Annotated in this window: 21 protein-coding genes and 1 riboswitch; of the genes, 18 read left to right on the top strand and 3 right to left on the bottom strand. The window is 68.3% G+C overall.

What is annotated here, in order from left to right; translation table 11 throughout:
* Nucleotide 1: 1 nt before the first annotated feature.
* Together PA6_RS22480 and PA6_RS11195 are read right to left on the bottom strand one after the other, a co-directional pair.
* On the bottom strand, nucleotides 2-1,741 hold the full coding sequence (locus PA6_RS22480) for a HesA/MoeB/ThiF family protein (RefSeq protein ID WP_021701034.1): 1,740 nt from the start codon (nucleotides 1,739-1,741) through the stop codon (nucleotides 2-4).
* A 223-nt stretch (nucleotides 1,742-1,964) separates the two neighbouring features.
* The gene (locus PA6_RS11195; protein ID WP_021701033.1) at nucleotides 1,965-2,843 is read right to left on the bottom strand and encodes a PAS domain S-box protein; all 879 of its coding nucleotides are present in this window, start codon (nucleotides 2,841-2,843) and stop codon (nucleotides 1,965-1,967) included.
* A gap of 220 nt (nucleotides 2,844-3,063) precedes the next feature.
* Here PA6_RS11195 and PA6_RS11190 point away from each other — a divergent pair, with 220 nt between their 5' ends.
* The 15 genes from PA6_RS11190 (at nucleotide 3,064) to ispA (ending at nucleotide 16,829) form a co-directional block, all read left to right on the top strand.
* Nucleotides 3,064-3,663: an NUDIX domain-containing protein gene (locus PA6_RS11190; RefSeq protein ID WP_021701032.1), complete on the top strand. Its 600-nt coding sequence runs from the start codon at nucleotides 3,064-3,066 to the stop codon at nucleotides 3,661-3,663.
* Nucleotides 3,654-4,106, top strand: coding sequence for a DUF1249 domain-containing protein (locus PA6_RS11185; protein WP_043216576.1), 453 nt, complete (start codon nucleotides 3,654-3,656; stop codon nucleotides 4,104-4,106). Before PA6_RS11190 ends, PA6_RS11185 begins: the two co-directional genes overlap by 10 nt.
* Nucleotides 4,107-4,202: 96 nt before the next feature.
* A complete protein-coding gene (gene cpdA, locus PA6_RS11180; RefSeq protein ID WP_021701030.1) occupies nucleotides 4,203-5,018 on the top strand; it encodes a 3',5'-cyclic-AMP phosphodiesterase in 816 nt (271 codons plus the stop codon).
* A gap of 62 nt (nucleotides 5,019-5,080) precedes the next feature.
* Nucleotides 5,081-5,689 carry a YqiA/YcfP family alpha/beta fold hydrolase gene (locus tag PA6_RS11175; RefSeq protein ID WP_021701029.1) on the top strand — a complete coding sequence of 203 codons (609 nt, stop codon included), beginning with the start codon at nucleotides 5,081-5,083 and terminating at the stop codon, nucleotides 5,687-5,689.
* A 15-nt stretch (nucleotides 5,690-5,704) separates the two neighbouring features.
* Nucleotides 5,705-7,603 (top strand): DNA topoisomerase IV subunit B, encoded by a 1,899-nt coding sequence (gene parE, locus PA6_RS11170; RefSeq protein ID WP_021701028.1) that lies wholly within the window; start codon nucleotides 5,705-5,707, stop codon nucleotides 7,601-7,603.
* The gene (locus tag PA6_RS11165; RefSeq protein WP_021701027.1) at nucleotides 7,600-8,592 is read left to right on the top strand and encodes an esterase-like activity of phytase family protein; all 993 of its coding nucleotides are present in this window, start codon (nucleotides 7,600-7,602) and stop codon (nucleotides 8,590-8,592) included. Before parE ends, PA6_RS11165 begins: the two co-directional genes overlap by 4 nt.
* On the top strand, nucleotides 8,589-9,110 hold the full coding sequence (locus tag PA6_RS11160; protein ID WP_021701026.1) for a retropepsin-like aspartic protease family protein: 522 nt from the start codon (nucleotides 8,589-8,591) through the stop codon (nucleotides 9,108-9,110). Before PA6_RS11165 ends, PA6_RS11160 begins: the two co-directional genes overlap by 4 nt.
* Nucleotides 9,111-9,120: 10 nt before the next feature.
* A complete protein-coding gene (gene parC / locus PA6_RS11155) occupies nucleotides 9,121-11,382 on the top strand; it encodes a DNA topoisomerase IV subunit A (protein ID WP_021701025.1) in 2,262 nt (753 codons plus the stop codon).
* Nucleotides 11,383-11,408: 26 nt separating this feature from the next.
* Nucleotides 11,409-12,527 carry an MlaE family ABC transporter permease gene (locus PA6_RS11150; RefSeq protein WP_021701024.1) on the top strand — a complete coding sequence of 373 codons (1,119 nt, stop codon included), beginning with the start codon at nucleotides 11,409-11,411 and terminating at the stop codon, nucleotides 12,525-12,527.
* A 1-nt stretch (nucleotide 12,528) separates the two neighbouring features.
* Nucleotides 12,529-13,296: an ABC transporter ATP-binding protein gene (locus PA6_RS11145; protein WP_021701023.1), complete on the top strand. Its 768-nt coding sequence runs from the start codon at nucleotides 12,529-12,531 to the stop codon at nucleotides 13,294-13,296.
* The gene (locus PA6_RS11140) at nucleotides 13,293-14,243 is read left to right on the top strand and encodes an MlaD family protein (protein ID WP_021701022.1); all 951 of its coding nucleotides are present in this window, start codon (nucleotides 13,293-13,295) and stop codon (nucleotides 14,241-14,243) included. Before PA6_RS11145 ends, PA6_RS11140 begins: the two co-directional genes overlap by 4 nt.
* Complete coding sequence (locus tag PA6_RS11135; RefSeq protein ID WP_021701021.1) at nucleotides 14,240-14,815, top strand: PqiC family protein; 576 nt, start codon at nucleotides 14,240-14,242, stop codon at nucleotides 14,813-14,815. The genes PA6_RS11140 and PA6_RS11135 overlap by 4 nt, the downstream gene beginning before the upstream one ends.
* Nucleotides 14,816-14,900: 85 nt before the next feature.
* The gene (locus PA6_RS11130; RefSeq protein WP_021701020.1) at nucleotides 14,901-15,611 is read left to right on the top strand and encodes a PqiC family protein; all 711 of its coding nucleotides are present in this window, start codon (nucleotides 14,901-14,903) and stop codon (nucleotides 15,609-15,611) included.
* A gap of 94 nt (nucleotides 15,612-15,705) precedes the next feature.
* Nucleotides 15,706-15,945 carry an exodeoxyribonuclease VII small subunit gene (locus PA6_RS11125; protein ID WP_021701019.1) on the top strand — a complete coding sequence of 80 codons (240 nt, stop codon included), beginning with the start codon at nucleotides 15,706-15,708 and terminating at the stop codon, nucleotides 15,943-15,945.
* Nucleotides 15,942-16,829 carry a (2E,6E)-farnesyl diphosphate synthase gene (gene ispA / locus PA6_RS11120; protein WP_021701018.1) on the top strand — a complete coding sequence of 296 codons (888 nt, stop codon included), beginning with the start codon at nucleotides 15,942-15,944 and terminating at the stop codon, nucleotides 16,827-16,829. The genes PA6_RS11125 and ispA overlap by 4 nt, the downstream gene beginning before the upstream one ends.
* A gap of 120 nt (nucleotides 16,830-16,949) precedes the next feature.
* Here the strand turns inward: ispA and PA6_RS22475 are convergent, their stop codons facing one another.
* Nucleotides 16,950-17,849, bottom strand: coding sequence for a phosphatase PAP2 family protein (locus PA6_RS22475; protein ID WP_021701017.1), 900 nt, complete (start codon nucleotides 17,847-17,849; stop codon nucleotides 16,950-16,952).
* Between the two features lie 198 nt (nucleotides 17,850-18,047).
* On the opposite strand from PA6_RS22475, the gene PA6_RS11110 reads away from it, so the two are divergent.
* From PA6_RS11110 to dxs, 3 genes are all read left to right on the top strand, one after another.
* The gene (locus PA6_RS11110) at nucleotides 18,048-21,311 is read left to right on the top strand and encodes a carboxyl transferase domain-containing protein (protein WP_043216572.1); all 3,264 of its coding nucleotides are present in this window, start codon (nucleotides 18,048-18,050) and stop codon (nucleotides 21,309-21,311) included.
* Between the two features lie 10 nt (nucleotides 21,312-21,321).
* On the top strand, nucleotides 21,322-22,272 hold the full coding sequence (locus PA6_RS11105; RefSeq protein ID WP_021701015.1) for an alpha/beta fold hydrolase: 951 nt from the start codon (nucleotides 21,322-21,324) through the stop codon (nucleotides 22,270-22,272).
* A gap of 81 nt (nucleotides 22,273-22,353) precedes the next feature.
* Nucleotides 22,354-24,258 (top strand): 1-deoxy-D-xylulose-5-phosphate synthase, encoded by a 1,905-nt coding sequence (dxs, locus tag PA6_RS11100; RefSeq protein WP_021701014.1) that lies wholly within the window; start codon nucleotides 22,354-22,356, stop codon nucleotides 24,256-24,258.
* Nucleotides 24,259-24,308: 50 nt separating this feature from the next.
* Nucleotides 24,309-24,513: riboswitch (cobalamin riboswitch) on the top strand.
* Nucleotides 24,514-24,525: the final 12 nt, after the last annotated feature.

Genomic DNA, 24,525 nt, shown 5'->3' with positions numbered 1-24,525 from the left:
TTCATGCTCCTATGTGCAGGGTGTTCTGCTGCTTGGCGTCACGCAGCCGGGAAAGGAATTCGTCGCCGTCGAGCTCGATCAGCGCCTCGATCTGCGCCACGCGTTGCTGATCGATGGCGTCCAGGCGCAGCCAGAACGGGTGCACCTCACGGCCCTGATAGCGATTGGCATAGAGGTGCTGGGGCGGGATGCAGGCGATACGCGCCGGCAGGATCTGCGGACGGAAGCCGAAGAAGCTGAGGTTGCGCAGGGTGACCTGGCGCTCGCCGTCGCCGACCATCGCCGCCACACCGCTGTCGGCCTGGCACAGCAGGCGACCGTAGGCGCTGAGCAGGAGCATGCCGGCCTTGGCCTCGAGCAGCGGATCGCCGATCTGCGCCTTGGTCACCCGACCGATCTCGCGCACCTGCTCCACCGGCAGGTCCTGCAGTTCACCTATCTGAGCGTAAAGGTCGCGGCCGAAGGCGGTTTCCACGCCGAAGGACGGTCGCTGGCTGTCGTCAAAACGCTTGCCGCGGGCGATCGGCGCCTTGAGGGTGGAATAGGCCAGCAACTGCTGATCGCTGTCGCGCACCAGGACGATATGCACATCTTCAGGGGCCAGGTGCTCCAGCGGTTCGGCGTGCAGCTGGCGCAACGCCGCGGCCTGCGGATTGATGAAACCGACCTTGGCGTAGTGGACGAAGGCAAAGCGCAGCAGCTGGCGGGTCAGGTTGTTGTCCAGCTGGTAGTTGGGAATGGCGTAGGTGGCGATGCCGGCGCGACGGTCGATGCAGAACTGCGAGTAGCTCTGCAGGCTACCCAGCAGCGGCGCCTGGTAGTGCTTCACCGAACGCTCGAGGAAGAACGCATCGGGCCGCTCCGGCGGCAGCTGGCGCCACTGCGCCAGGGCCTGGCGTCCCTGATCGAGCAGCCGCTGATGCTCGCGCTCGGCCTGGGCGTCACGCCGCCGGGTCAGTTCCCAGACATCGACATAGACAGCGTCGCGCACCGGGCGACCATTGAGCAGGTCGATGATCAGTGCAGTCGCCAGGGTGCCGAACAGGTGCGCGGCGATGCCCAGCTGCGAGGTGTAGTCCTTGCCGGCCAGGTGGCGGTCCAGCTCGCCGTACATCTCCAGCGGCACGCACTCCACCGGCACCAGGAAGCTGCAGGCCTGCATCGGGTCGAGGGTGGCCACCTGCTCGGCGCTGAGCTGGTTGTCCAGCACCTGCAGATCGGGGTTGCGGTAGTCGAACACCGGAATATATTGCGCGGCGGCCATGTCGTAGCCGCACACCACCGGCTTGTACTGACGCTGGCAGACACGGTGCAGCAGGTACTTCATCTCCAGGCCGGAGCGGCCGGTGACGTCGATGGCGTCCACCACCACGTCGGCCTGGGCGACCATGGCCTCGACGTTGTCCGGGGTGACGCCGTGGCCATGCAGCTCCAGCTTGATATAGGGGTTGATCTGCCGTACGCGCTCGGCAAACACCTCCACCTTGGCCCGGCCGATATCGCTGACCACCATGTTCTGCCGGTTGGCGTTGTTCAGCTCGTAGCTGCCGTTGTCAGCCAGGATCAGGTGTTCGGCGCCGCTGCGCACCAGCAGCTCGATCACACTGCCGCCGGTGGAACCGCAGCCGGCGATGAGAATCACCGCCTCGCGCAGGCCGCACTGGTCGTCGCTGCTGATGAACCCGGCGTTGCGCAGGGTGAGTTCGCGATAAAACTGATCGTGATCCAGGGGAGGCGTCATGGTTGCGTCCTGCTGAGTAGGGAGGCGGGCATCCTATTCAGCGCTTTAATGGCACAACAAGGACCAATCCGGCCTCGCTGCCATTAATCGAATCAACTATAACTATTTGATTTATATGTATTTTTTATATTTGATCACAGACCGATGAGTTCTCAATCGCAAACCGCCCCGAAATGGGGCGGCCTGTCATGGAGCTGTCATGGAAAAAAGCCCGTGGACGGTTCTAGCCCACCAGTTTGCGCTGGTCCTGCGGCACCCTGGCCAGCTCCCAGAGAAAGCTGTCGAGTTTGAACGTGGAGGTACGGATCTTCTCCTCGATGTCCTGCAGCTCGCGACACACTTCCTGGTAGCGTTGCTCGCGACGCACGGCAGCCAGCGCCTCGTTGATCCGCTCCGGCTGCGCGCCAATGTATTCGCGCACGCGCTTGCCGTCCTTCTGCGGGCGCACCAGGTAGAGGTAGCGCTGCTGGTGCCAGTAAGGCGTGGCGGCGATACGCGGCGAATCCTGCAGCACCTCGAATTCGGCCAGCAGGTTGACCCGCAGCGACTTGAGGCTGTCCAGCTGCTCGGAGATGCGCCAGACCTTCTGGCCCAGGCTTTCCTGGTCGGCGAGCTTGTGCGCATGGGCCTCGCGGTGGGAGATGTCGGTGATGGTCAGCAGGCTGCCACGGTCGCTGCCGTCGATACTGGGAATCGGCGCGGCGCTCATCTGCACCCAGCGCACCTGGCCATCGCAGGCCTGGATGCGCATCGGGTAGCGCTCGGCCGTCGGGCCCTGGCAGCGCTGCTTGAGCACCACCTCCACCAGGTCGGCGGAGATCACCTGAGCCAGCGGTCGACCCAGGGCCTCGGCCGGGGGATAGCCGAGAAGCTGCTGCATGAACGGATTCATGTAGGTAATGCGCCCACGCGGGTCGAGCACCACCAGCCCCTCCTGCGCCTGTTCGACCAGATTCTGGTAACAGCGCGTGTCGCCCGTGCTGTAGCAGCTGGCTACCTGCACGCCGGGCTGGCCGCCGAAATCGGCGTCGGTGTAGGCCACCGGAATGTCCGTGTCCGGGTCATATTGCCGGAGCAGATCGATCAACTCTGCAGCGCGCATCCACCCTGCCTCCCTGTTAAGTCGTAACAGACGTGCCGAGTATACTCAGCGGCAGCCAATGAAATAGGCTGCTATTTACGTTAGATACCGTCGCACAGCGCCGGCGCCAACCGCTCCGGGACGGGCACCAGCGCTTGCCAAAGCAGGGCCGCGACGCGCACATTCATCAACACCACAACGGATTCTGCGCGGAGCTTTGCCGCGCCACGAGGGGGATTGCATGTCACAGGCCGATGTCGAAGTGCTGCAGCGGGAAACCTGCTTCAAGGGTTTCTACCGCCTGGATCGCCTGCAGCTGCGCCATCGCCAGTTCGCCGGCGGCATGGGCCCGCAGCTCAGCCGCGAGCTGTTCGTGCGCCACGATGCGGTGTGCGTACTGCCTTACGACCCGCAACGCGACAGCGTGGTGCTGATCGAGCAGTTCCGCGTCGGCGCCATGGACAAGAGCAGCAACCCCTGGCTGCTGGAGCTGGTCGCCGGGTTGATCGACAAGGACGAGCAACCCGAAGAAGTGGCGCGTCGCGAGGCCGTGGAAGAGGCCGACCTGGAGTTGACCGCGCTGTGGCCGATCACCCAGTACTACCCCTCCCCCGGCGGCTCCGACGAGCGCGTGCATCTCTATATCGGCCGTTGCGACAGCGAGGGCGCCGGCGGCGTGCATGGCCTGGCCGAGGAAGGCGAGGACATCCGTGTGCATGTCTGGCCGCTGGAGGACGCGTTGCAGGCGGTGAAGGACGGTCGCATCGACAACGCCGCCAGCATCATCGCCCTGCAATGGCTGGCGCTGAACCGTGCCGAAGTGCGGGGGCTGTGGTCGTGAACCTGCTGCGCGAGCGCTACCGGGTCGACCTGGTCGAACTGCAGGCCGCTTGCGAAGCCAACTACGCGCGCCTGCTGCGCCTGCTGCCGGACATGCGCGAGGCCCAGGGCGAGCGGCGCGTGGCGCTGAGCCAGGGCGACCTGCTGCTCGGCGTACTGCTGCTGCGCGTCACCGAAAACTGCCCCTACACCACCACCCTGGAAGTGCGCCAGGAACACAGCCTGGCGTGGCTGCCGGTACCGCGCCTGGAAGTGCGCGCCTACCACGACGCGCGCATGGCCGAGGTGATTGGCGCGGAGAACGCGCGGCGTTTTCGCGGCATCTATCCCTACCCCAATGCCGCCATGCACCAGCCGGACGAGAAGACCCAGCTCAACCTGTTCCTCGGTGAGTGGCTGAGCCATTGCATCGCCTGCGGCCACGAGCTGACGCCGGTGTTGTGATCACAACCACGCAAATGTGACGGGTTCACGTTTGCCGGGTTTACCGAATCGCATTTCACCCACCATAATCCTGAAACCCTGTTCAGGAGTTGGCCCTTGTCGCGCCCGTCGTCTCTTGCCTCTGATCGCCCGGTGCTGCTGGTTCAGCTCTCGGACAGTCACCTATTTGCCGAGGAAGACGGCAAGCTGCTCGGCATGGATACCTGCGACAGCCTGGCCAAGGTCATCGAGCGGGTGCAGACGGAACAGCCGCAGATCGACCTGATCCTCGCCAGCGGCGACCTCTCGCAGGACGGCAGCCTGGCCTCCTACCAGCGTTTTCGCGACCTCAGCGCGCAGCTCAACGCGCCGACGCGCTGGTTCCCCGGCAATCACGACGAGCTGCCAGCCATGCAGCAGGCCTGCGCCGGCAGCGATCTGCTGCAACCGGTCGTGGATCTGGGCCACTGGCGCATCATCCTGCTCGACTCCTCGATTCCCGGCGCCGTGCCCGGCTACCTGGCCGACGACCAGCTGCAGCTGCTGGAGCGCGCGCTGAGCGAAGCGCCCGAACGCCACCATCTGGTGTGTTTCCACCATCACCCGGTGTCCATCGGCTGCCGCTGGATGGAGCCGATCGGCCTGCGCAACCCGGACGCCCTGTTCGCCGTGCTGGAGCGCCACCCGCAGGTGCGCGCGGTGCTCTGGGGTCACATTCATCAGGAGTTCGACCAGCAGCGCGGTGGCATTCGCCTGCTCGCCTCGCCCTCGACCTGCGTGCAGTTCGCCCCCGGCAGCGAGGAATTCCAGGTCGACAGCACGGCGCCCGGCTACCGCTGGCTGCGCCTGCATGCCGACGGACGGCTGGAGACCGGCGTGTCGCGGGTCACCGGCATCCACTTCGAAGTCGACTACAGCGTCAAAGGCTACTAACTCCGCACCGCCGGATGTCAATGCTTGCGGCTGGCGCCGCCTAGCTTGTAGCCTCCCGCTCCATGACTCCCAGCATCCTCTATATCCACGGCCTCAACAGCTCGCCGACCTCGACCAAGGCCAGCCAGCTGCTCAAGGTGGCCGAACACTGCGGCATCGCCCAGCAGCTGCGCGTGCCGGCCCTGCACCATCACCCGCGCCAGGCCATGGCTCAGCTGCAAGCGGCCGTCGCCGAGCTGGGCCGGCCGTTGCTGGTCGGCAGCTCTCTCGGCGGTTTCTACGCCACCTACCTCGCCGAGCAGCATGGCCTCGATGCCCTGCTGATCAACCCGGCCGTGCGCCCGCACCGGCTGTTCGGCGGCAAGGAAGAGCTGCAGACCAACTACTACACCGGCGAAACCTGGCTGCTGACCCACGACCACGTTGCCGCCCTGGCCGAGCTGGAAATGCCCGAGCCGCGTGACGCCAAGCGCTACCAGGTGTGGCTGCAGACGGCCGACGAGACCCTCGACTACCGCCAGGCCGAGGCCTTCTACGCCGGCTGCAGCCTGGACATCCAGGAAGGCGGCGACCACAGCTACCAGGGCTTTGCCCGACGCATACCGGAAATCCTCACGCTGGCCGGCTTCGACCCGGCCCTGTGGGCAGACTTCGACTTTTCCACCCTTTAATAGACAAGAGACACCATGGCCCAGCAGAACGCCTACAACGCCGATGCCATCGAAGTACTGTCCGGTCTGGACCCGGTGCGCAAGCGCCCGGGCATGTACACCGACACGGCGCGGCCCAACCACCTGGCCCAGGAAGTCATCGACAACAGCGTCGACGAAGCGCTGGCCGGCCACGCCAAGACCATCCAGGTGATCCTCCATGCCGACAACTCGCTGGAGGTGATCGACGACGGCCGCGGCATGCCGGTGGACATTCACCCCGAAGAAGGCATCCCCGGCGTCGAGCTGATCCTCACCAAGCTGCACGCCGGCGGCAAGTTCTCCAACAAGAACTACCAGTTCTCCGGCGGTCTGCACGGCGTGGGCATCTCGGTGGTCAACGCCCTGTCCAACCAGGTCGAGGTCAAGGTCAAGCGTGACGGCAACGAGCACCGCATGACCTTCGCCGACGGCTTCAAGGCTACCGACCTGGAAGTGATTGGCACGGTCGGCAAGCGCAACACCGGCACCAGCGTGCGTTTCTGGCCCGATCCGCAGTACTTCGACTCGCCCAAGTTCTCCATCAGCCGCCTCAAGCATGTGCTCAAGGCCAAGGCCGTGCTCTGCCCGGGCCTGGAAGTCACCTTCACCGACAAGAACCTCGACGAGACCACCCGCTGGTACTTCGAGGACGGCCTGCGCTCCTACCTCACCGATGCGGTGAGCGAGTACGTGCGCCTGCCCGACGAGCCGTTCTGCGGCTCGCTGGCCGGCAACCAGGAAGCGGTGGACTGGGCCCTGCTGTGGCTGCCGGAAGGCGGCGAGTCGCTGCAGGAGAGCTACGTCAACCTGATCCCCACCGCCCAGGGCGGCACCCACGTCAACGGCCTGCGCCAGGGCCTGCTGGACGCCATGCGCGAGTTCTGCGAGTTCCGCAACCTGCTGCCACGCGGGGTCAAGCTGGCCCCGGAAGACGTCTGGGAACGCATCGCCTTCGTGCTGTCGATGAAGATGCAGGAGGCGCAGTTCTCCGGCCAGACCAAGGAGCGCCTGTCCTCGCGCGAGGCAGCCGCCTTCGTTTCGGGCGTAGTGAAGGACGCCTTCAGCCTGTGGCTCAACGCCCACCCGGAAACCGGCCTGCTGCTGGCCGAGCAGGCCATTGGCAACGCCGGTCGCCGCCTGAAAGCCGGCAAGAAGGTCGAGCGCAAGAAGATCACCCAGGGCCCGGCGCTGCCCGGCAAGCTGGCCGACTGCGCGGGGCAGGACCCGATGCGCGCCGAGCTGTTCCTGGTGGAAGGTGACTCCGCCGGTGGCTCGGCCAAGCAGGCGCGCGACAAGGAGTTCCAGGCGATCATGCCGCTGCGCGGCAAGATTCTGAACACCTGGGAAGTGGACGGCGGCGAAGTGCTGGCCTCGCAGGAAGTCCACGACATCGCTGTGGCCATCGGCATCGATCCGGGCTCCAGCGATCTGTCGCAGCTGCGCTACGGCAAGATCTGCATCCTCGCCGACGCCGACTCCGACGGCCTGCATATCGCCACCCTGCTTTGCGCCCTGTTCGTCCGTCACTTCCGCCCGCTGGTGGAAGCCGGCCACGTCTATGTGGCGATGCCGCCGCTGTACCGCATCGACCTGGGCAAGGAAGTCTTCTACGCCCTCGACGAGGCCGAGCGCGACGGCATCCTCGACCGCCTGGTAGCCGAGAAGCGCCGTGGCAAGCCGCAGGTCACCCGCTTCAAGGGCCTTGGCGAGATGAACCCGCCGCAACTGCGCGAAACCACCATGGACCCCAACACCCGACGCCTGGTGCAGCTGAGCCTGGACGACTTCCAGGCTACCCATGAGGTGATGGACATGCTGCTGGCGAAGAAGCGCGCCGGCGACCGCAAGAGCTGGCTGGAAAGCAAGGGCAACCTGGCCGAGGTGCTGGCGTGAGGCTGAGCCTGGCCCTGGCTGGCCTGCTGCTGGCCGGTACGGCCGCTGCCGGCGACCAGCCTGCCGCGCTGGCGGAACTGGAGCTGCTCGCCGAGCACCCGGTAGCCGGCATGACCGCCGGCAACCTGTCCGGCCTGACCCGCTGCGGCGGCGAATGGCTGGCGCTGTCCGACCGCGAGGACGACCGCCTGTACCGCCTGCAGCCGGGCGATGGCGTCTGGCAGGCCGAGGCCGAGACCTTCGATGCCCCGCCGGTACCGCCCAGCGCCCTGCCCTGGGGCCTGCGCATGCGCACCTGGGCCGCCAACCTGGTGCGCGGCGGCAAGCTCGACTTCGAAAGCATCAGCTGCGACGCCAAGGGCAACCGCTACCTGCTCAGCGAGGCGCACGTCGCCCTGCTGCAGGTGGGTCCCAGCGGCATGGCCGAATGGCTGGCGCTGCCGGACGGTCTGATCCGCCAGGCGCGCGCCAGCGGCATGCTGCTGCGCCACAACGCCCTGCTCGAGGGCCTGGCCATCGAGCCGGGCGGCACGCGCCTGTGGCTGGCCGCCGAGCGTGAGCGCCGCGGCCTGCTGGTACTGCACCTGGAGAAGGGCCGCTGGCGCTGCACCGGCGGCTGCATCCTGATGTCCGAGGCCGGGCAGCGGCGCTCACCGCTCACCCCACAGAGCGATGCGCACTACCCGCGCAGCTTTGGCGACCTGGCCTACTTCGACGGCAAGCTGTTCAGCCTGGAACGTCTGGAACACCGCATCTGCCGCCGTGACCCGACGACCGGCGCGGAAGAAAAATGCTGGTCGTTCGTCGCTGCCGCCCTGGCCGAGGGTCGCGCCTACCCCGAACCCTACGGCGTCGCCGAGGCCCTGTGGCTGGATCAGGAGGGTGCCTGGCTGGGCCTGGACAACAACGACCTGGCCCGCGCCGACGGCGAGCGCCGCCCGCTGCTCTGGCAGTTCAAGGCGCCGGCCGGCGGCTGGAGCGCGCCATGAGCGAGCGGCCGGCCGGCCAGCGTGCCGCCCGCATCATGCTGGTGCTGGCCTGGGTCGCCGCCCTGGCCCTGGCCACCCACTGGTTCGGCAACTGGGAAGAGCAGCAGGCCAACCCCAATCGCCAGCCGCAGTCGGTGCATGGCGACGGCTACATCGAAGTCAGCCTGGCCAGCAGCCGCGGCGGCCACTACCTGCTGGACGGCAGGATCGACGGTCACACCGTGACCTTCCTCCTCGATACCGGCGCCAGCGCCGTGGCCATTCCGCAGCAGCTGGCCAAGGAGCTCGGCCTGCAGCCCGGCGCTCCCGTACAGATCCGCACCGCCAACGGCACAGTCACCGGCTGGCGCACTCGCCTCGGCTTGCTGCAGCTCGGCGATATCCAGCTGCGCGAGGTGGCGGCACTGATCACCCCCGGCATGGAAGGCCACGAGGTGCTGCTCGGCATGAGCGCCCTCAAGCAACTCGAATTCACTCAGAAGGGCGGCACCCTGGTGCTGCGCCAATCAACACGATAATGAGGCACGCATGAGCGACTCCCTCGATTTGAGCCTGGAAGGCGTGGAACGCCGTTCCCTCGCCGATTTCACCGAGCAGGCTTATCTCAACTATTCCATGTACGTGATCATGGACCGCGCCCTGCCGCATATCGGCGACGGTTTGAAGCCTGTGCAGCGGCGCATCGTCTATGCCATGAGCGAGCTGGGCCTGGACGCCGACGCCAAGCACAAGAAGTCGGCGCGTACCGTCGGTGACGTGCTCGGCAAGTTCCACCCGCACGGCGACAGCGCCTGCTACGAAGCCATGGTGCTGATGGCGCAGCCGTTCAGCTACCGCTACACCCTGGTCGACGGCCAGGGCAACTGGGGTGCGCCGGACGATCCCAAGTCCTTCGCCGCCATGCGTTACACCGAGGCGCGCCTGTCGCGTTACTCGGAAGTGCTGCTGGCCGAGCTGGGCCAGGGCACGGTGGACTGGGTGCCGAACTTCGACGGCACCCTGGACGAGCCGGCCACCCTGCCGGCGCGGCTGCCCAACCTCTTGTTGAATGGCACCACCGGCATCGCCGTGGGCATGGCCACCGACGTGCCGCCGCACAACCTGCGCGAGGTGGCTACTGCCTGCGTGCGCCTGCTGGACGAGCCGAGCGCCACGGTCGAGCAACTATGCGAGCACATCCAGGGCCCTGACTTCCCCACCGAGGCGGAAGTCATCACGCCCAAGGCCGACCTGCTGAAGATCTACGAAACCGGCCGGGGCTCGGTGCGCATGCGCGCCGTGTACCGCGTCGAGGACGGCGATATCGTGGTCACCGCGTTGCCGCATCAGGTCTCCGGAGCCAAGGTGCTGGAGCAGATCGCCGCGCAGATGCAGGCCAAGAAGCTGCCGATGGTCGCCGACCTGCGCGACGAGTCGGACCACGAAAACCCCTGCCGCATCGTCATCATCCCGCGCTCCAACCGCGTGGATGCCGACGAGCTGATGACCCACCTATTCGCCACCACCGACCTGGAGTCCAGCTACCGGGTCAACACCAACGTCATCGGCCTGGACGGCAAGCCACAGGTGAAAGACCTGCGCACCCTGCTCACCGAGTGGCTGGTCTACCGCGTTGGCACCGTACGGCGCCGCCTGCAGTTCCGCCTGGACAAGGTCGAGAAGCGCCTGCACCTGTTGGAGGGCTTGCTGGTTGCCTTCCTCAATCTGGACGAAGTGATCCACATCATCCGCACCGAGGACCAGCCCAAGCCGGTGCTGATGGCGCGCTTCGGTCTGACCGAGGTGCAGGCCGACTACATCCTCGACACCCGCCTGCGTCAGCTGGCGCGTCTGGAAGAGATGAAGATCCGTGGCGAGCAGGACGAGCTGGCCAAGGAGCGCGACAAGCTGCTGGCCCTGCTCGGCAGCGAAGCCAAGCTGAAGAAGCTGGTGCGCCAGGAAATCCTCGACGACGCCGAGAAATACGGCGACAACCGCCGCTCGCCGATCGTCGCCCGCGCCGAAGCCCGCGCCCTGTCGGAAACCGAGCTGATGCCGACCGAACCGGTCACTGTGGTGCTCTCGGAAAAAGGCTGGGTACGTTGCGCCAAGGGCCACGATATCGACGCCACCGGCCTGTCGTACAAGGCCGGCGACGGCTTCAAGGCCGCCGCGCCGGGCCGCTCGAATCAGTACGCGGTGTTTATCGACTCGACCGGGCGCAGCTACTCGCTGGCCGCGCACTCGCTGCCGTCGGCCCGTGGCCAGGGCGAGCCGCTCACCGGCCGCCTGACCCCGCCACCGGGCGCGACCTTCGACTGCGTGCTGCTGCCGGACGACAGCGCCCTGTACGTGATCGCCTCGGACGCCGGCTACGGCTTCGTGGTCAAGGGCGAGGACCTGCAGGCCAAGAACAAGGCCGGCAAGGCCCTGCTGTCCCTGCCCAACGGCTCGCTGGTGGTGCCGCCCAAGCCGGTGACCAGTGTCGAGGACAACTGGCTGGCGGCGGTGACCACCGAAGGCCGCCTGCTGCTGTTCCCGGTGCGCGATCTGCCGCAACTGGGCAAAGGCAAGGGCAACAAGATCATCGGCATCCCCGGTGAGCGCGTGGCCAGCCGCGAGGAATACCTCACCGACCTGGCCGTGCTGCCCAGCGGCGCGGCGCTGGTGCTGCAGGCCGGCAAGCGCACCCTGACGCTCAAGGCCGACGACCTGGAGCACTACAAGGGTGAGCGTGGCCGCCGTGGCAACAAGCTGCCGCGTGGCTTCCAGCGGGTCGACCAGCTGCTGGTCGAGGTGCCCGGCGCCTGACCGCGCGACCGCCAAGGAGACGCACCATGGACGCCGCCGAACTGCGCTGGCAACAGGACACCCAGGGCCGCACGCACCTCTGCGTCAGCGGCCACTGGACCCTGGCCACGCGCAAGCCGGACCTGCAGGCGGTGTTCGAGGCCTTCGCCAGCCAGGACGCCGAGCTGCCGGTACGGGTAACGGTCGCGGCCTGGGACAGCAGCCTGCTGGCCCTGCTGCGGCGCCTGCAACGCCTAGCCAAGGAGCGCCAGCTGCAGTTGCGCTGGCTGGAACTGCCGGACGGCGTCGAGCGCCTGCTGCAGATGGGCAGCGCCCATCCGATCCAGCCCGGCAGCAGTGCCCAGACGCGCGGCGGGCCGCTGACCCGCCTGGGCCTGATGGCCATGGCGGCCCAGGCCAGCCTGAGCACCGCGGCCACCTTCCTCGGCGAAGTCAGCCTGGCCCTGCTCAACCTGCTGCACGGGCACGCGCGCCTGCGTGGCGGCGACTTCTGGCTGGCCCTGCAGCAGTGCGGCCCCGGCGCCCTACCCATCGTCGCGTTGATCGCCACCCTGGTCGGCCTGATCCTCGCCTTCGTCGGCGCTGCCCAGCTGGAAGCCTTCGGCGCCCAGCTGTACATCGCCAACATGGTGGCCATCGGCATGACCCGCGAGATGGGCGCGCTGATGACCGCAGTGATCATGGCCGGGCGCACCGGCGCGGCCTACGCCGCCGAACTGGGCAGCATGCAGGCCAACGAGGAGATCGACGCGCTGAAGACCTTCGGCTTCCCGCCGCTGGAATTCCTCGTGCTGCCGCGTCTGCTGGCGCTGCTGGTGGCCATGCCGCTGCTGTGCGTGTTCGCCGATGCCCTGGGCATCCTCGGCGGCTTCGTCATCGGCGCCGGGCTGTTCGACATCTCCGCCGCGCAGTACCTCCACCAGAGCCTGGAGATGCTCAGCCTCACCGACTTCCTGCTGGGCGTGTTCAAGAGCCTGGTGTTCGCCGTGCTGATCGGCCTGATCGGCTGCCACTACGGCCTGGCCTGCGGCCGCAACGCCCAGGCCGTGGGCCAGGCGACGACCCGCGCGGTGGTCAGCATCATCGTCGCGCTGGTGGTCAGCGATGCGCTGATCACGCTGATCTGCACACAACTGGGGATCTGAGATGAGCGATGCCGTGCTGATCGCCGAAAACCTCGCCGCCGGCTACGGCAAGCGGGTGATCCAGCGCGACCTGAACTTCCGCATCGCGCGCGGCGAGGTGTTCGTCATCATGGGCGGCAGCGGCTGCGGCAAGAGCACCCTGCTGCGCCACCTGATCGGCCTGCAGGCGCCGCTGGCCGGGCGCATGCTGTTCAACGGCGAGGAGTTCTGGGCGCAGTCCGAGGCACGCCGCGCCGAGCTGCAGCAGGAGTTCGGCGTGCTCTACCAGAACGGCGCGCTGTGGGGCTCGATGACCCTGCGCGAGAACATCTGCCTGCCACTGGAAACCTACCGCCCCAACCTCGGCCGCGCCGAGCTGGACGAACTGGCCGCGCTCAAACTGGCCCTGGTCGGCCTTGGCGGCTGCGACGAGCTGTACCCGGCCGAGCTGTCCGGTGGCATGCGCAAGCGCGCCGCACTGGCCCGCGCGCTGGCGCTGGACCCGCAGGTGCTGTTCTTCGACGAACCCTCGGCCGGCCTCGACCCGATCAGCTCGATGGCCCTGGACGAGCTGATCCTGCAGCTGCGCGACAGCCTCGGCTCCAGTATCGTACTGGTCACCCACGAGCTGCCGAGCATCTTCGCCGTCGCCGACACCTGCCTGTTCCTCGACGGCCAGGCCGGCACCCAACTGGCCCTCGGCCCACCCGACGAATTGCTCGCCCACGGCCCGGAGGCGGTGCGCCGCTTCCTCGGCCGCAGCCGGCACCCGGCCAAGGAGGCCCCATGAGTGAATCACGCAAGCCGCTGCTGATCGGCAGCTTCCTGCTCAGCGGACTGTTCCTGCTGGTCGTCGGCACCCTGCTGCTGTCGCGGGACAGCTGGTTCAGCCAGCCCAGCGAGTACGTGGTGTACTTCAAGGGCGCGCTGGATGGCCTCGACGTCGGCGCCGACGTCACCTACCGCGGGGTCAAGGTCGGCAGCGTGCGCGAAATCCGCCTGTCCTACGACCGCAACATCAAGGATGTGGTGATGCCGGTGATCCTGCGCATCGACCCGCGCCAGGCCACCAGCAAGCGCAGCTTCGACCAGGTCCTCGAACAGCTGGTGCAGCGCGGCCTGCGCGCCCAGCTGCAGACCCCCAGCCTGCTCACCGGCAAGGCCATCGTCGCGCTGGACATCTTCCCCGACACCCCCGGCTACGTGCGCGAGCCCAACGAGCTCGAGCTGCCGGCCATTCCGAGCGTGCCGTCGCGCATCGACCAGGCGGCCAACCTGCTCAATGATCTGGTCGCCGAAATCCGCGAACTACCGTTGCTCGAACTGATCGACTCGGCCACCCAGGCCATGCGCGGCATCGAGCGCCTGAGCCGCTCCGACGACCTCAACAACGGCCTGCACAGCCTGGCAGCCACGCTGGCCAACCTCGACCGTCTCAGCCAGCGCCTGGACGCCCAGCTGCCGGCGCTGCTCGCCTCGGCGCAGCGCAGCAGCGGCGAACTCGATGCCACCCTCGGCGAGATTCGCCAGGCCTCCGCCGGCCTGCGTCAGACGCTGGAGCAGACCAACGCCCTGCTCGGCGACAGCCGTCGCAGCCTGGGACCAGAATCCGAGCTGCAATACCAGCTGGGCAGCACGCTGCAGGAACTCAGCCGCGCCAGCAAGGCGCTGCAACGCACCGCCGAAAGCCTGGAACAGCAGCCACAATCGCTGATCTTCGGGAAGCCCAAACCATGAGCCGCTACCTGCTACCCCTGGCCCTTCTGCTGCTGGGCGGCTGCGCTGCCAGCACGCCGCAGGCGTTCTACCAGCTGCCCGCGCCCGCTGCCCAGCTGCCGGCCAACGCCGCCGGCCCGGCGGTGCTGCTCGGTCCGCTGCAGCTGGCCGACTACCTGCAGCGCGAGAACCTGATGCAGCGGCAGAGCGATCAGCGCCTCAGCGTCAGCGCCAGCGGGCGCTGGGCCGGCAGCCTGCAGGACGACATCGGCAACCTGCTGCTCGCAACCCTGGCCACGCACCTGCACAGCAGCGACCTGGCGCTCTACCCGGACCGCGTCGGCTTCAGCGCCCAGGCGCAGATCATCCTCAACATCTCCCGCCTGGACTCCGGCCCGCAGCAGGCGGCGGTGCTGGAGGCGCGCTGGCGTCTGCTCGATGCCCGGGGCCAGCAGCGTGCCGGCGACCTGCTGCAGCTGCGCGAAGAGCACGACGGCAGCCTGGAAGGCCAGGTCGCCGCCCAGGGCCGCCTGGTCGAACGCCTCGGCCAGCGCCTGGCCGAGGCCGTGCAGAAGCTGCCAGCGGGCGGCTGAGCTGGAGTCCGCACGCGCTTTGACGGATGATACGCGGCCGTTTCGCACACGTTTCCGGCCGCCCCGGCGGCCCAGGGTAGAGAGAATGAAACCGCTGTACCTCGTTTCCGTCCTGCTGCTGTCCGGCCTGCTCGGCCTGACGGGCTGCACCGTGCACCAGCCGGTGCCGCTTTACCAGCTGGACAACGGCAACGCGCCGCTGCCGACGCAGGCCCAGGGCGTGGCCGTGCTGCTCGGCCCGGTGTCGATCGCCGACTACCTGCAGCGCGAAGCCTTCCTGCAGCGCCAGACCGACGGCAGCCTGCTGGTCGCCGACGACGCGCGCTGGGCCGGCAGCCTGGCCACCGACATCGACCAGGTGCTGCTGCGCCAGCTGGCCTCGCGCCTGGACAGCCAGCGCACCGTGCTGGCCCCGACCAATGCCGAGTTCAAGGCCGACGTGCAGGTGCTGCTGAACATCATCCGCCTGGACTCCGGCCCGCAGCTGCCGGCCGTGCTGGAAGCGCAATGGCGCCTGCTCGACCGCAACGGCCAGCTGCGCGACAGCCGCCTGCTGCGCCTGGAAGAGGCGCACAGCGGCACCGTCGCCGACCAGGTACAGGCACAGAGCCGTCTGCTGCGCCAGCTGACCCAGCAACTGGCCGCGGCCATCGAACCGCTGCGCGATCAGCCGATAGCCGAGGCCAGCAAACCGGCGCAAACGCCCAAGCGCCCGGCGCGCGCACCGCAGCAGCCGGGACCGAAGATCCCCATGGTCGGCCCGACGCCGGGCGGCGGCGAAGTGCTGCGCTTCTGATCACCGGCCCCGCCGTTGCGGGGCCGTCCATTTGCCCCGCCGCGCGCCGCTCTGCTAGTGTCGCGCCCGTTCCAACCCCGCCGAGACCCTGCACATGGCCCGCAAGAAAGCCGCCGACTTCGAAACCTCCCTCGCCGAACTGCAAACCCTGGTCGAGCGCCTGGAGAGCGGCGAGCTGTCGCTGGAAGACTCCCTCGGCGCCTTCGAACAGGGCATCCGCCTGACCCGCGACTGCCAGGCCTCCCTGGCCCAGGCCGAGCAGAAGGTGCAGCAACTGCTCGAACGCGACGGCGAGCTGCAGGAAGTCCCGTTCGACACGGACGACCAGGCATGATCGGCGAATACCAGCAGCGCTGCGCCGCGCGCGTCGACGCGGCCCTGGCCGAACTGTTCGAGGCCCCGCGCGAGGAGCTGACGCGCCTGTACCAGGCCATGCGCTACAGCGTGGTCAACGGTGGCAAGCGTGTGCGCCCGCTGCTGGTCTACGCCGCCTGCGAGGCGCTGAATGGCGATCTCGATCGCGCCGATGGCGCCGCCTGCGCGGTGGAGCTGATCCACGCCTATTCGCTGGTGCACGACGACCTGCCGGCGATGGACGACGACGACCTGCGCCGCGGCCAGCCAACCACCCACATCGCCTATGACGAGGCCTGCGCCATTCTCGCCGGCGACGGCCTGCAGAGCCTGGCCTTCGAGGCACTGGCCGACGCCCGGCGCAACCCGGCGGATGCCCACCTGCGCCTGTCCATGGTCATGGGCCTGGCCCGCGCCGCCGGCCCGGCCGGCATGGTCGGCGGCCAGGCCATCGACCTCGAGTCGGTCGGCCGCCAGCTCGACCAGCAGGCCCTGGAAACCATGCACCGGCACAAGACCGGGGCGCTGATCGAGGCCAGCGTGCAGCTCGGCGCCCTGGCCAGCGGCAACGCCGACGAGCCGGCCCTGCGCTCGCTGCAACACTATGCGCAGGCCATCGGCCTGGCGTTCCAGGTGCAGGACGACATCCTCGACGTGGAAAGCGACACCGCCACCCTGGGCAAGACCCAGGGCAAGGATGAAGCCAACCACAAGCCCACCTACCCCGCCCTGCTCGGCATGGAGGCGGCCAAAGCCTACGCCCTGGAACTGCGCGACCAGGCCCTGCACGCCCTGCGTCCGTTTGGTGACAGCGCCGAACCGCTGCGCGAGCTGGCCCGCTACATCGTCGAACGACGCAGCTAAGCCGCCGCCACGAAAAACGCCGGGCATCGACCCGGCGTTTTTCATGGTCCGGCGAAATACGGCGTAGGGCGGGCGCAACCCGCGCGACAGACAACGCGAGTTTCATTCGCCCCATGAAGATCAGACGGCGGCGCCGACCGGCAGCGCCGACGCATCCCGCCGCACTGCCGCCAGCAGGCCCAGGCGCACCAGCAGCCAGGGCATCAGCCAGGCCACGAACAACCCCAGCGCCAGGCCACGCAGGCCCTGCCAGGCCAGCGGCTCCCACGGCCAGGCGGCCCCGGCCAGTTTCAAGCCCTTCTGCAGCAGGATAAACGCCAGCGCGCCGAGCACGGCGGCCGCCAGCCGGCGCCACAGCACCACCTCGGCGGAAAAGGCCAGTTGGCGATAGCCAAACAGCACCCCGAGCAACATGCCCGCCAGCAGCGGCACATAACTGGGTGCCGTGCCCGGCCAGCTCAGCCAGGCGCAGGTGGCCACCAGCAGAATCAGCACCAGATGCCAGCCGGCATGGGCCTCGCGCCACCAGTCCCAGCGGCGCACCCACTCGAACACCAGCAGCGTAGCGCTACCCAGCAGCGCGCCACCGAGCACGTCCTCGACATCGTGGGCACCCAAGTACAGACGGCTGAAGATGATACCCGTCGCGATCACCCCGGCGACCAGCCAGGCCCAGGCCCGGCGCAGCTCCCAGGCCAGCCACAGCCAGATGACGATGGCGATCTGCGCATGACCGCTGGGCAGACCGAAGCTGTCGCCCACCTGATGATCCATGCGCAGGGCAACCGGCGGGCGCGGGTCCTGCCAGAAGTCCTTGAGCCAGGCATTGAGCAGCGCGGTGAACGCCACCAGCACCAGCAGGCGCAGGAACACGCCACGGTGCCAGACCCAGTAGCCCAGCGGCAGGAAGAACAGAATGAACTTCTCGTAGCCCAGCAGGGTGAAGAAACGCATCAGCGGGGTCAGCTCGTCGCTGCGCAACGGCAAGACCCAATCCAGGCTGTGGAGCAATTCGTTCATGGCGGTCCTTGCGATACGCGGCGAAAGGTCACTGCTACTGCCCGCGCGCATGGCCGGCAAGGGCCGATTCGGACAAATCGTGCAACGGATCATCAACCACCCTGAGTGGTCGGTATTCGGCGCGGCACAGTTGGCTGCGGTAGCCGGCCGCGACTGCCTAAGATGGCGGATCACAAGAACGACACCGGAGCGGTGCGCATGCCCTTCACCTCCCTGCTGATCGCCAACCGCGGCGAGATCGCCATCCGCATCGCCCAGGCCTGTGCCGACCTCGGCATCCGCTCGATCGCGGTCTACGCCGAGGACGACGGCCCCTGCCTGCACACGCGCAAGGCAGACCTCGCCGTGCCGCTCAAGGGCCGTGGCGTGCCGGCCTATCTGGATATGGACCAGCTGATCACCATCGCCCTGGAGCAGAGCTGTACGGCGGTGCACCCCGGCTACGGTTTTCTCGCCGAGAACGCCGAGTTCGCCCGGCGCTGCCAGGCCGCCGGGCTGACCTTCGTCGGGCCGGCGCCGGAGGTGCTCGAGCTGTTCGGCGACAAGGCCGCTGCCCGCGCCCTGGCCGAGCGTTGCGGCGCGCCGCTGGTGGCCGGGCTCAACCAGGCGGTGAGCCTGGAGCAGGCGCGCGCCTTCCAGGCCGAACATGGCGCGGTGATGATCAAGGCCCTGGCGGGCGGTGGCGGGCGCGGCATGCGTGCGATTCATGCTGCCGCCGAGCTGGACGAGGCCTACGCGCGCTGCCAGTCCGAGGCGCAGCACGCCTTCGGCAACGGTGCGCTGTATATCGAGCAACTGGTGCGCAGCGCCCGCCATATCGAGGTGCAGGTGCTGGGTGACGGCAGCACGGTCAGCCACCTGTGGGAACGCGACTGCAGCCTACAGCGCCGCCACCAGAAACTGCTGGAAATCGCCCCCAGCCCGGACCTGCCGAGCGCTACTCGCGACGCCATCATCGCCTGTGCCCTGCGCCTGGCCGCCGCGGTGAACTACCGCGGCATCGGCACCTTCGAGTTCCTCCTCGAGGGCGAGCACTTCTACTTCATGGAGGCCAACCCACGGGTGCAGGTGGAGCACACGGTGACCGAGCAGGTCACTGGCATCGACCTGCTGCACACCCAGCTGCGCCTGGCTGCCGGCAGCAGCCTGGAGCAGCTCGGCCTGCGCCAGCCACCGCCCGTGCAGGGCTGCGCCGTGCAGCTGCGGATCAACCTGGAGACCCTGCACGCGGACGGCAGCGCGCGCCCGGCCGCCGGCGTGCTGAGCGCCTACCAGCCGCCCTCCGGCCCCGGCCTGCGGGTGGATGGCCATGGCTATGCAGGCTGCCCGGTGAGCCCGGCCTATGACTCGCTGCTGGCCAAGCTGATCGCCAGCGCCGCCGACTACCCGAGCGCCCTGCGCCGCGCCTACCGCGCCCTCTGCGAATTCCGCCTGGAAGGCGTGGCGAGCAACCTGCACCTGCTGCAGAACCTGCTGCAGCGCGAAGAGGTCATCGGCAACCGCGTCGATACCCGCTTTATCGAGCAGCACCTGGCCGAGCTGCTCGGCGCCCACGGCGAAGCCCACCCGCACCGCTATTTCGCGGCCGGCGCCAGCGGGCAGGACAGCACGCGGAAGGCCATCGATGCGCCGCCCGGCACCCTCGCCAGCAACGCGCCGAGTAGCGGCGTGCTGGTTGCCCTGGCGGTGGCCGAGGGCGACGCCGTGGCCGCCGGCCAGGTCATCGCCGTGCTGGAAGCGATGAAGATGGAGTTCGAAGTGCGCGCCGAGTGCAGCGGGATCGTCCGCGCCCTGGCGGCCGCCCCCGGCGATGCCCTGGCCGAGGGCCAGCCCCTGCTGTTCCTCGAGCCGGCCGAAGTGGCCAGTGCTGGCGGCGCCAGCGAGGAGAGCCGCGACCTCGAACATATCCGCGCCGACCTCGCCGAAGTGCTGGAACGCCACGCGCGCCTGAGCGACGCGCGGCGCCCCGAGGCCGTGGCCAAGCGGCGCAAGACCGGCCAGCGCACCACCCGCGAGAACCTCGCCGACCTGCTCGACGCAGGCAGCTTCAACGAGTACGGCGCCATGGCCCTGGCCGCCCAGCGTCGCCGGCGCTCGCCGGAAGAACTGCTGGAGCTGAGCCCGGCCGACGGCCTGGTGGCCGGCACCGGCACGGTCAACGCCGGGCTGTTCGGCGACCAGGCCGCGCGCTGCCTGGCCATCGCCTACGACTACACGGTGTTCGCCGGCACCCAGGGCGTGATGAACCACAAGAAGACCGACCGCATGCTGGCCCTGGCCGAGCAGTGGCGCCTGCCCGTGGTGCTGTTTGCCGAGGGCGGCGGCGGCCGGCCGGGTGATACCGACTTCGTCGGCGTGGCCGGGCTGGACTGTCACACCTTCGTCGGCATGGCCAGGCTGTCCGGCCTGGTGCCGACCGTGGGCGTGGTTTCCGGCCGCTGCTTTGCCGGCAACGCCGCGCTGCTCGGCTGCTGCGATGTGATCATCGCCACGCAGAACGCGACCATCGGCATGGCCGGCCCGGCGATGATCGAAGGCGGCGGGCTGGGCAGCTACAAGCCGGAGGAAGTCGGCCCCACCAGCGTGCAAGGCCCCAACGGGGTGATCGACGTGCTGGTGGCCAACGAAGCCGAGGCAGTGCGGGTAGCCAAGCAGTACCTGGGCTACTTCCAGGGGCCACTGGCCGACTGGCAGTGCAGCGACCCACGCGAGCTGCGCCATGTAATCCCCGAGAACCGCCTGCGCGTCTACGACATCCGCAAGGTCATCGAGCTGCTGGCCGACCACGGCAGCGTGCTGGAGCTGCGCCGCCAGTTCGCCCCGGGACTGATCACCGCGCTGATCCGCATCGAGGGCAAGCCCTTCGGCCTGATCGCCAACAACCCGGCCCACCTCGGCGGCGCCATCGACGCGCTGGCGAGCGACAAGGCCGCGCGCTTTATGCAGCTGTGCGATGCCTTCGATATCCCCATGGTTTCGCTGTGCGACACCCCCGGCTTCATGGTCGGCCCGGAGGCGGAGAAACAGGCCACGGTGCGCCATGTGTCGCGCCTGTTCGTCGCTGCTGCCAGCCTGTCCGTGCCCTTCTTCACCCTGGTGCTGCGCAAGGGCTACGGCCTCGGCGCCCAGGCCATGGCCGCCGGCAGCTTCCACGCGCCGCTGTTCACCGCCGCCTGGCCCAGTGGCGAATTCGGCGCCATGGGCCTGGAGGGCGCGGTACGCCTGGGCTTCGCCAAGGAGCTGGCGGCCCAGGCGGACGACGCCAGCCGCCAGGCGCTGTTCGACAAGCTGGTGGCCAAGGCCTATGACAACGGCAAGGCGCTGAACATGGCCAGCTACCTGGAAATCGATGCCGTCATCGACCCGGCCGAAAGCCGCGCCTGGCTGCTGCGCGGGCTCAATGCCACGCCGGCACCGGCGCCACGCAGCGGCAAGAAGCGCCCCTTCGTCGACACCTGGTAAGGAGCACGACATGCCTATCGAGAATCAGCTGCTGGCAGTCAACGGCATCGACCTCAGCCTCTACAGCGCCGGCCCGGCCGATGGCCGTCCGGTGTGGCTGCTGCACGGCTTTCCCGAGTGCTGGTACGCCTGGCATCCGCAGATCGAGGCGCTGAGCAAGGCCGGTTACCGGGTATTCGCCCCGGAGATGCGCGGCTACGGCCAGAGCAGCGCGCCACGCGACCCGGCCGCCTATGACCTGCTGACCCTGTGCGGCGATATCCAGGCCGCCATGGACGCCCTCGGCCACACCCGCGTCGCCGTGGTCGGCCACGACTGGGGCGCGCCGGTGGCCTGGCACCTGGCCCTGCTGGAACCCGCGCGGGTGCAGGCGCTCGGCGCGCTCTCCGTGCCCTTCGGCGGGCGCCCGAAACGTCCGGCCATCGAGATGATGCGCACGGCCTACGCCGGGCGCTTCCACTACATCCTCTACTTCCAGCAACCGGGCCTGGCCGAGGCCGAGCTGGACGCCGACATCGGCCGCAGCCTGCGCCTGCTGCTCGGCGGCCTGGGCGGCGCGCTGCTAGCCGACAAGGCGGCAGACGCCAAGCTGTTCGACGGCCTTGCCGATCTGCCGCTGCCGGCCTGGTGCTCGCCCGCACTGTTCGCCATCTACGAAAGCACCTTCGCCGGCCGCGGCTTTTACGGCGCGCTCAACTGGTACCGCAACTTCGAGCGCAACTGGCAGCGCACCGAGCCACTGGCCGAACTGCAGGTGCGCCAGCCCACTCTGTTCCTGCTCGGCGAACACGACCCGGTCGGCCGCTTCGAGGCACCGACCCTGGCACGCATGGCGGCCAAGGTGCCTCTGCTGGAACAGCACCTGCTGCCCGGCTGCGGCCACTGGCTACAGAGCGAGGACGGCCCGCGGGTCAACACGCTGCTGCTGGATTTCCTCGGTCGCCACTACCCCGCCGTCTGATCGCGTTACAGGTCGTTTGGGCTGTTCCCAGCGCTTCGGGTAAACTGCCGCATCTTTTGTACGCCTATAACGATCTGCCTGATGCCGACCACCTTCCACGAAATCCCCCGCGAGCGGCCCGCCACGCCGCTGCTCGACCGCGCCGACACCCCGGACGGCCTGCGTCGCCTGGCGGAAGGCGAGCTGGAAAGCCTTGCCGACGAGCTGCGCCAGTACCTGCTGTACAGCGTCGGGCAGACCGGCGGGCACTTCGGTGCCGGTCTCGGCGTGGTCGAGCTGACCATCGCCCTGCACTACATCTTCGATACGCCGGATGACCGCCTGGTGTGGGACGTCGGCCACCAAGCCTACCCGCACAAGATCCTCACCGGCCGCCGCGAGCGCATGGGCAGCCTGCGCCAGAAGGACGGCCTGGCCGCCTTCCCGCGGCGCAGCGAGAGCGAGTACGACACCTTTGGCGTCGGCCACTCCAGCACCAGCATCAGCGCCGCGCTGGGCATGGCCATCGCCGCGCGCCTGCAGGGCAGCAAGCGCAAGGCAGTGGCGGTGATCGGCGACGGCGCGCTGACCGCCGGCATGGCCTTCGAGGCGCTCAACCACGCCTCCGACGTCAAGGCCAACATGCTGGTCGTGCTCAACGACAACGACATGTCGATCTCCAAGAACGTCGGCGGCCTGTCCAACTACCTGGCCAAGATCATCTCCAGCCGCACTTACTCAAGCATGCGCGAAGGCAGCAAGAAGATCCTCTCGCGCCTGCCCGGCGCCTGGGAGATCGCGCGCAAGGTCGAAGAACATGCCAAGGGCATGCTGGTGCCCGGCACCCTGTTCGAGGAGCTGGGCTGGAACTACGTCGGCCCGATCGACGGCCACGACCTGCCCACACTCGTCGCCACGCTGCGCAACATGCGCGACCTGGAGGGCCCGCAGTTCCTCCACGTGGTGACCAAGAAGGGCAAGGGCTTCGCCCCGGCCGAGGCCGACCCGATCGGCTACCACGCCATCACCAAGCTGGAGCCGATCAACGCCCCGGTGGCGCCCAAGCAGCCGTCCGGGCCCAAGTATTCCGGCGTGTTCGGTCAGTGGCTGTGTGATATGGCCGCCGCAGATCCGCGCCTGGTCGGCATCACCCCGGCGATGAAGGAAGGCTCGGACCTGGTGGCCTTCAGCGAGCGCTTCCCCGAGCGCTACTTCGACGTGGCCATCGCCGAGCAGCATGCGGTGACGCTGGCCGCCGGCATGGCCTGCGACGGCGCCAAGCCGGTGGTGGCGATCTACTCCACCTTCCTGCAGCGCGCCTACGACCAGCTGATCCACGACGTGGCGGTGCAGAACCTCGATGTGCTGTTCGCCATCGACCGTGCCGGCCTGGTCGGCGAAGACGGTCCGACCCACGCCGGCAGCTTCGACATCTCCTACCTGCGTTGCATCCCCGGCATGCTCATCGCCACCCCCAGCGAAGAGAACGAACTGCGCCAGCTACTGACCACCGGCTACCACTTCCAGGGCCCGGCAGCCGTGCGTTATCCGCGTGGCAGCGGCCCCAACGCGGCCATCGACCCGGCCCTGGAAGGTGTCGAGATTGGCAAGGCCGTGGTGCGCCGCCAGGGCCAGGGCGTCGCCCTGCTGGTCTTCGGCGTGCAGCTGGCCGAGGCCCTGCGCGTGGGCGAAAGCCTGGATGCCACGGTGGTCGACATGCGCTTCGTCAAACCCCTGGACGAAGCCCTGCTGCGCGAACTGGCGGCCAGCCACGCGCTGCTGGTGACCATCGAGGAAAACGCCGTGATGGGCGGCGCAGGCAGCGCGGTCAGCGAGTTCCTCGCCGCCGAGAACCTGGTCAAGCCGCTGCTGCACCTGGGCCTGCCCGATTACTACGTGGAGCACGCCAAGCCGGCGCAGATGCTCGCCGAGTGCGGCCTGGACCAGGCCGGCATCGAAGCGGCCGTCCGTCGCCGCCTGCAGCAACTTGAGCAAAGTTCAAGCTAAGCCACGCTAAACTTGCTTGAGCTTCAACACGCCGTGCACTAAGGTGCGCGGCGTTTTGTTATCCACCAGGTGCGCCGGTCAATGCCGGCGATAATCGGGAAGCCGGTGCGCTCCATGAGCAATCCCGGCGCTGCCCCCGCAACGGTAATCGATCGCAGCCCTGCTGCAGGTCCGCGCAACAGCCACTGGGTCAACCGGGAAGGCGCGCGGAGCGGAATCGAGAGCCCGGAGACCGGCCTGACGGATTCGACTGGTGTTGCGGAGGGC

This window comes from Aquipseudomonas alcaligenes NBRC 14159 (assembly GCF_000467105.1).
Taxonomy (GTDB): domain Bacteria; phylum Pseudomonadota; class Gammaproteobacteria; order Pseudomonadales; family Pseudomonadaceae; genus Aquipseudomonas; species Aquipseudomonas alcaligenes.
The sequence above is the reverse complement of the archived record's forward strand: the minus strand, read 5'-3'. Positions and strand labels throughout refer to the sequence as shown.

Coding starts and splice junctions, on each gene's coding strand:
- PA6_RS11160 (WP_021701026.1), top strand. CDS start 8,589: ATGAGCGAGCGGCCGGCCGGCCAGCGTGCCGCCCGCATCATGCTGGTG.
- PA6_RS11125 (WP_021701019.1), top strand. CDS start 15,706: ATGGCCCGCAAGAAAGCCGCCGACTTCGAAACCTCCCTCGCCGAACTG.
- PA6_RS11105 (WP_021701015.1), top strand. CDS start 21,322: ATGCCTATCGAGAATCAGCTGCTGGCAGTCAACGGCATCGACCTCAGC.
- PA6_RS11140 (WP_021701022.1), top strand. CDS start 13,293: ATGAGTGAATCACGCAAGCCGCTGCTGATCGGCAGCTTCCTGCTCAGC.
- PA6_RS11195 (WP_021701033.1), bottom strand. CDS start 2,843: ATGCGCGCTGCAGAGTTGATCGATCTGCTCCGGCAATATGACCCGGAC.
- PA6_RS11145 (WP_021701023.1), top strand. CDS start 12,529: ATGAGCGATGCCGTGCTGATCGCCGAAAACCTCGCCGCCGGCTACGGC.
- PA6_RS11110 (WP_043216572.1), top strand. CDS start 18,048: ATGCCCTTCACCTCCCTGCTGATCGCCAACCGCGGCGAGATCGCCATC.
- PA6_RS22475 (WP_021701017.1), bottom strand. CDS start 17,849: ATGAACGAATTGCTCCACAGCCTGGATTGGGTCTTGCCGTTGCGCAGC.
- PA6_RS11190 (WP_021701032.1), top strand. CDS start 3,064: ATGTCACAGGCCGATGTCGAAGTGCTGCAGCGGGAAACCTGCTTCAAG.
- dxs (WP_021701014.1), top strand. CDS start 22,354: ATGCCGACCACCTTCCACGAAATCCCCCGCGAGCGGCCCGCCACGCCG.
- PA6_RS22480 (WP_021701034.1), bottom strand. CDS start 1,741: ATGACGCCTCCCCTGGATCACGATCAGTTTTATCGCGAACTCACCCTG.
- parC (WP_021701025.1), top strand. CDS start 9,121: ATGAGCGACTCCCTCGATTTGAGCCTGGAAGGCGTGGAACGCCGTTCC.
- PA6_RS11150 (WP_021701024.1), top strand. CDS start 11,409: ATGGACGCCGCCGAACTGCGCTGGCAACAGGACACCCAGGGCCGCACG.
- PA6_RS11175 (WP_021701029.1), top strand. CDS start 5,081: ATGACTCCCAGCATCCTCTATATCCACGGCCTCAACAGCTCGCCGACC.
- ispA (WP_021701018.1), top strand. CDS start 15,942: ATGATCGGCGAATACCAGCAGCGCTGCGCCGCGCGCGTCGACGCGGCC.
- PA6_RS11135 (WP_021701021.1), top strand. CDS start 14,240: ATGAGCCGCTACCTGCTACCCCTGGCCCTTCTGCTGCTGGGCGGCTGC.
- PA6_RS11130 (WP_021701020.1), top strand. CDS start 14,901: ATGAAACCGCTGTACCTCGTTTCCGTCCTGCTGCTGTCCGGCCTGCTC.
- parE (WP_021701028.1), top strand. CDS start 5,705: ATGGCCCAGCAGAACGCCTACAACGCCGATGCCATCGAAGTACTGTCC.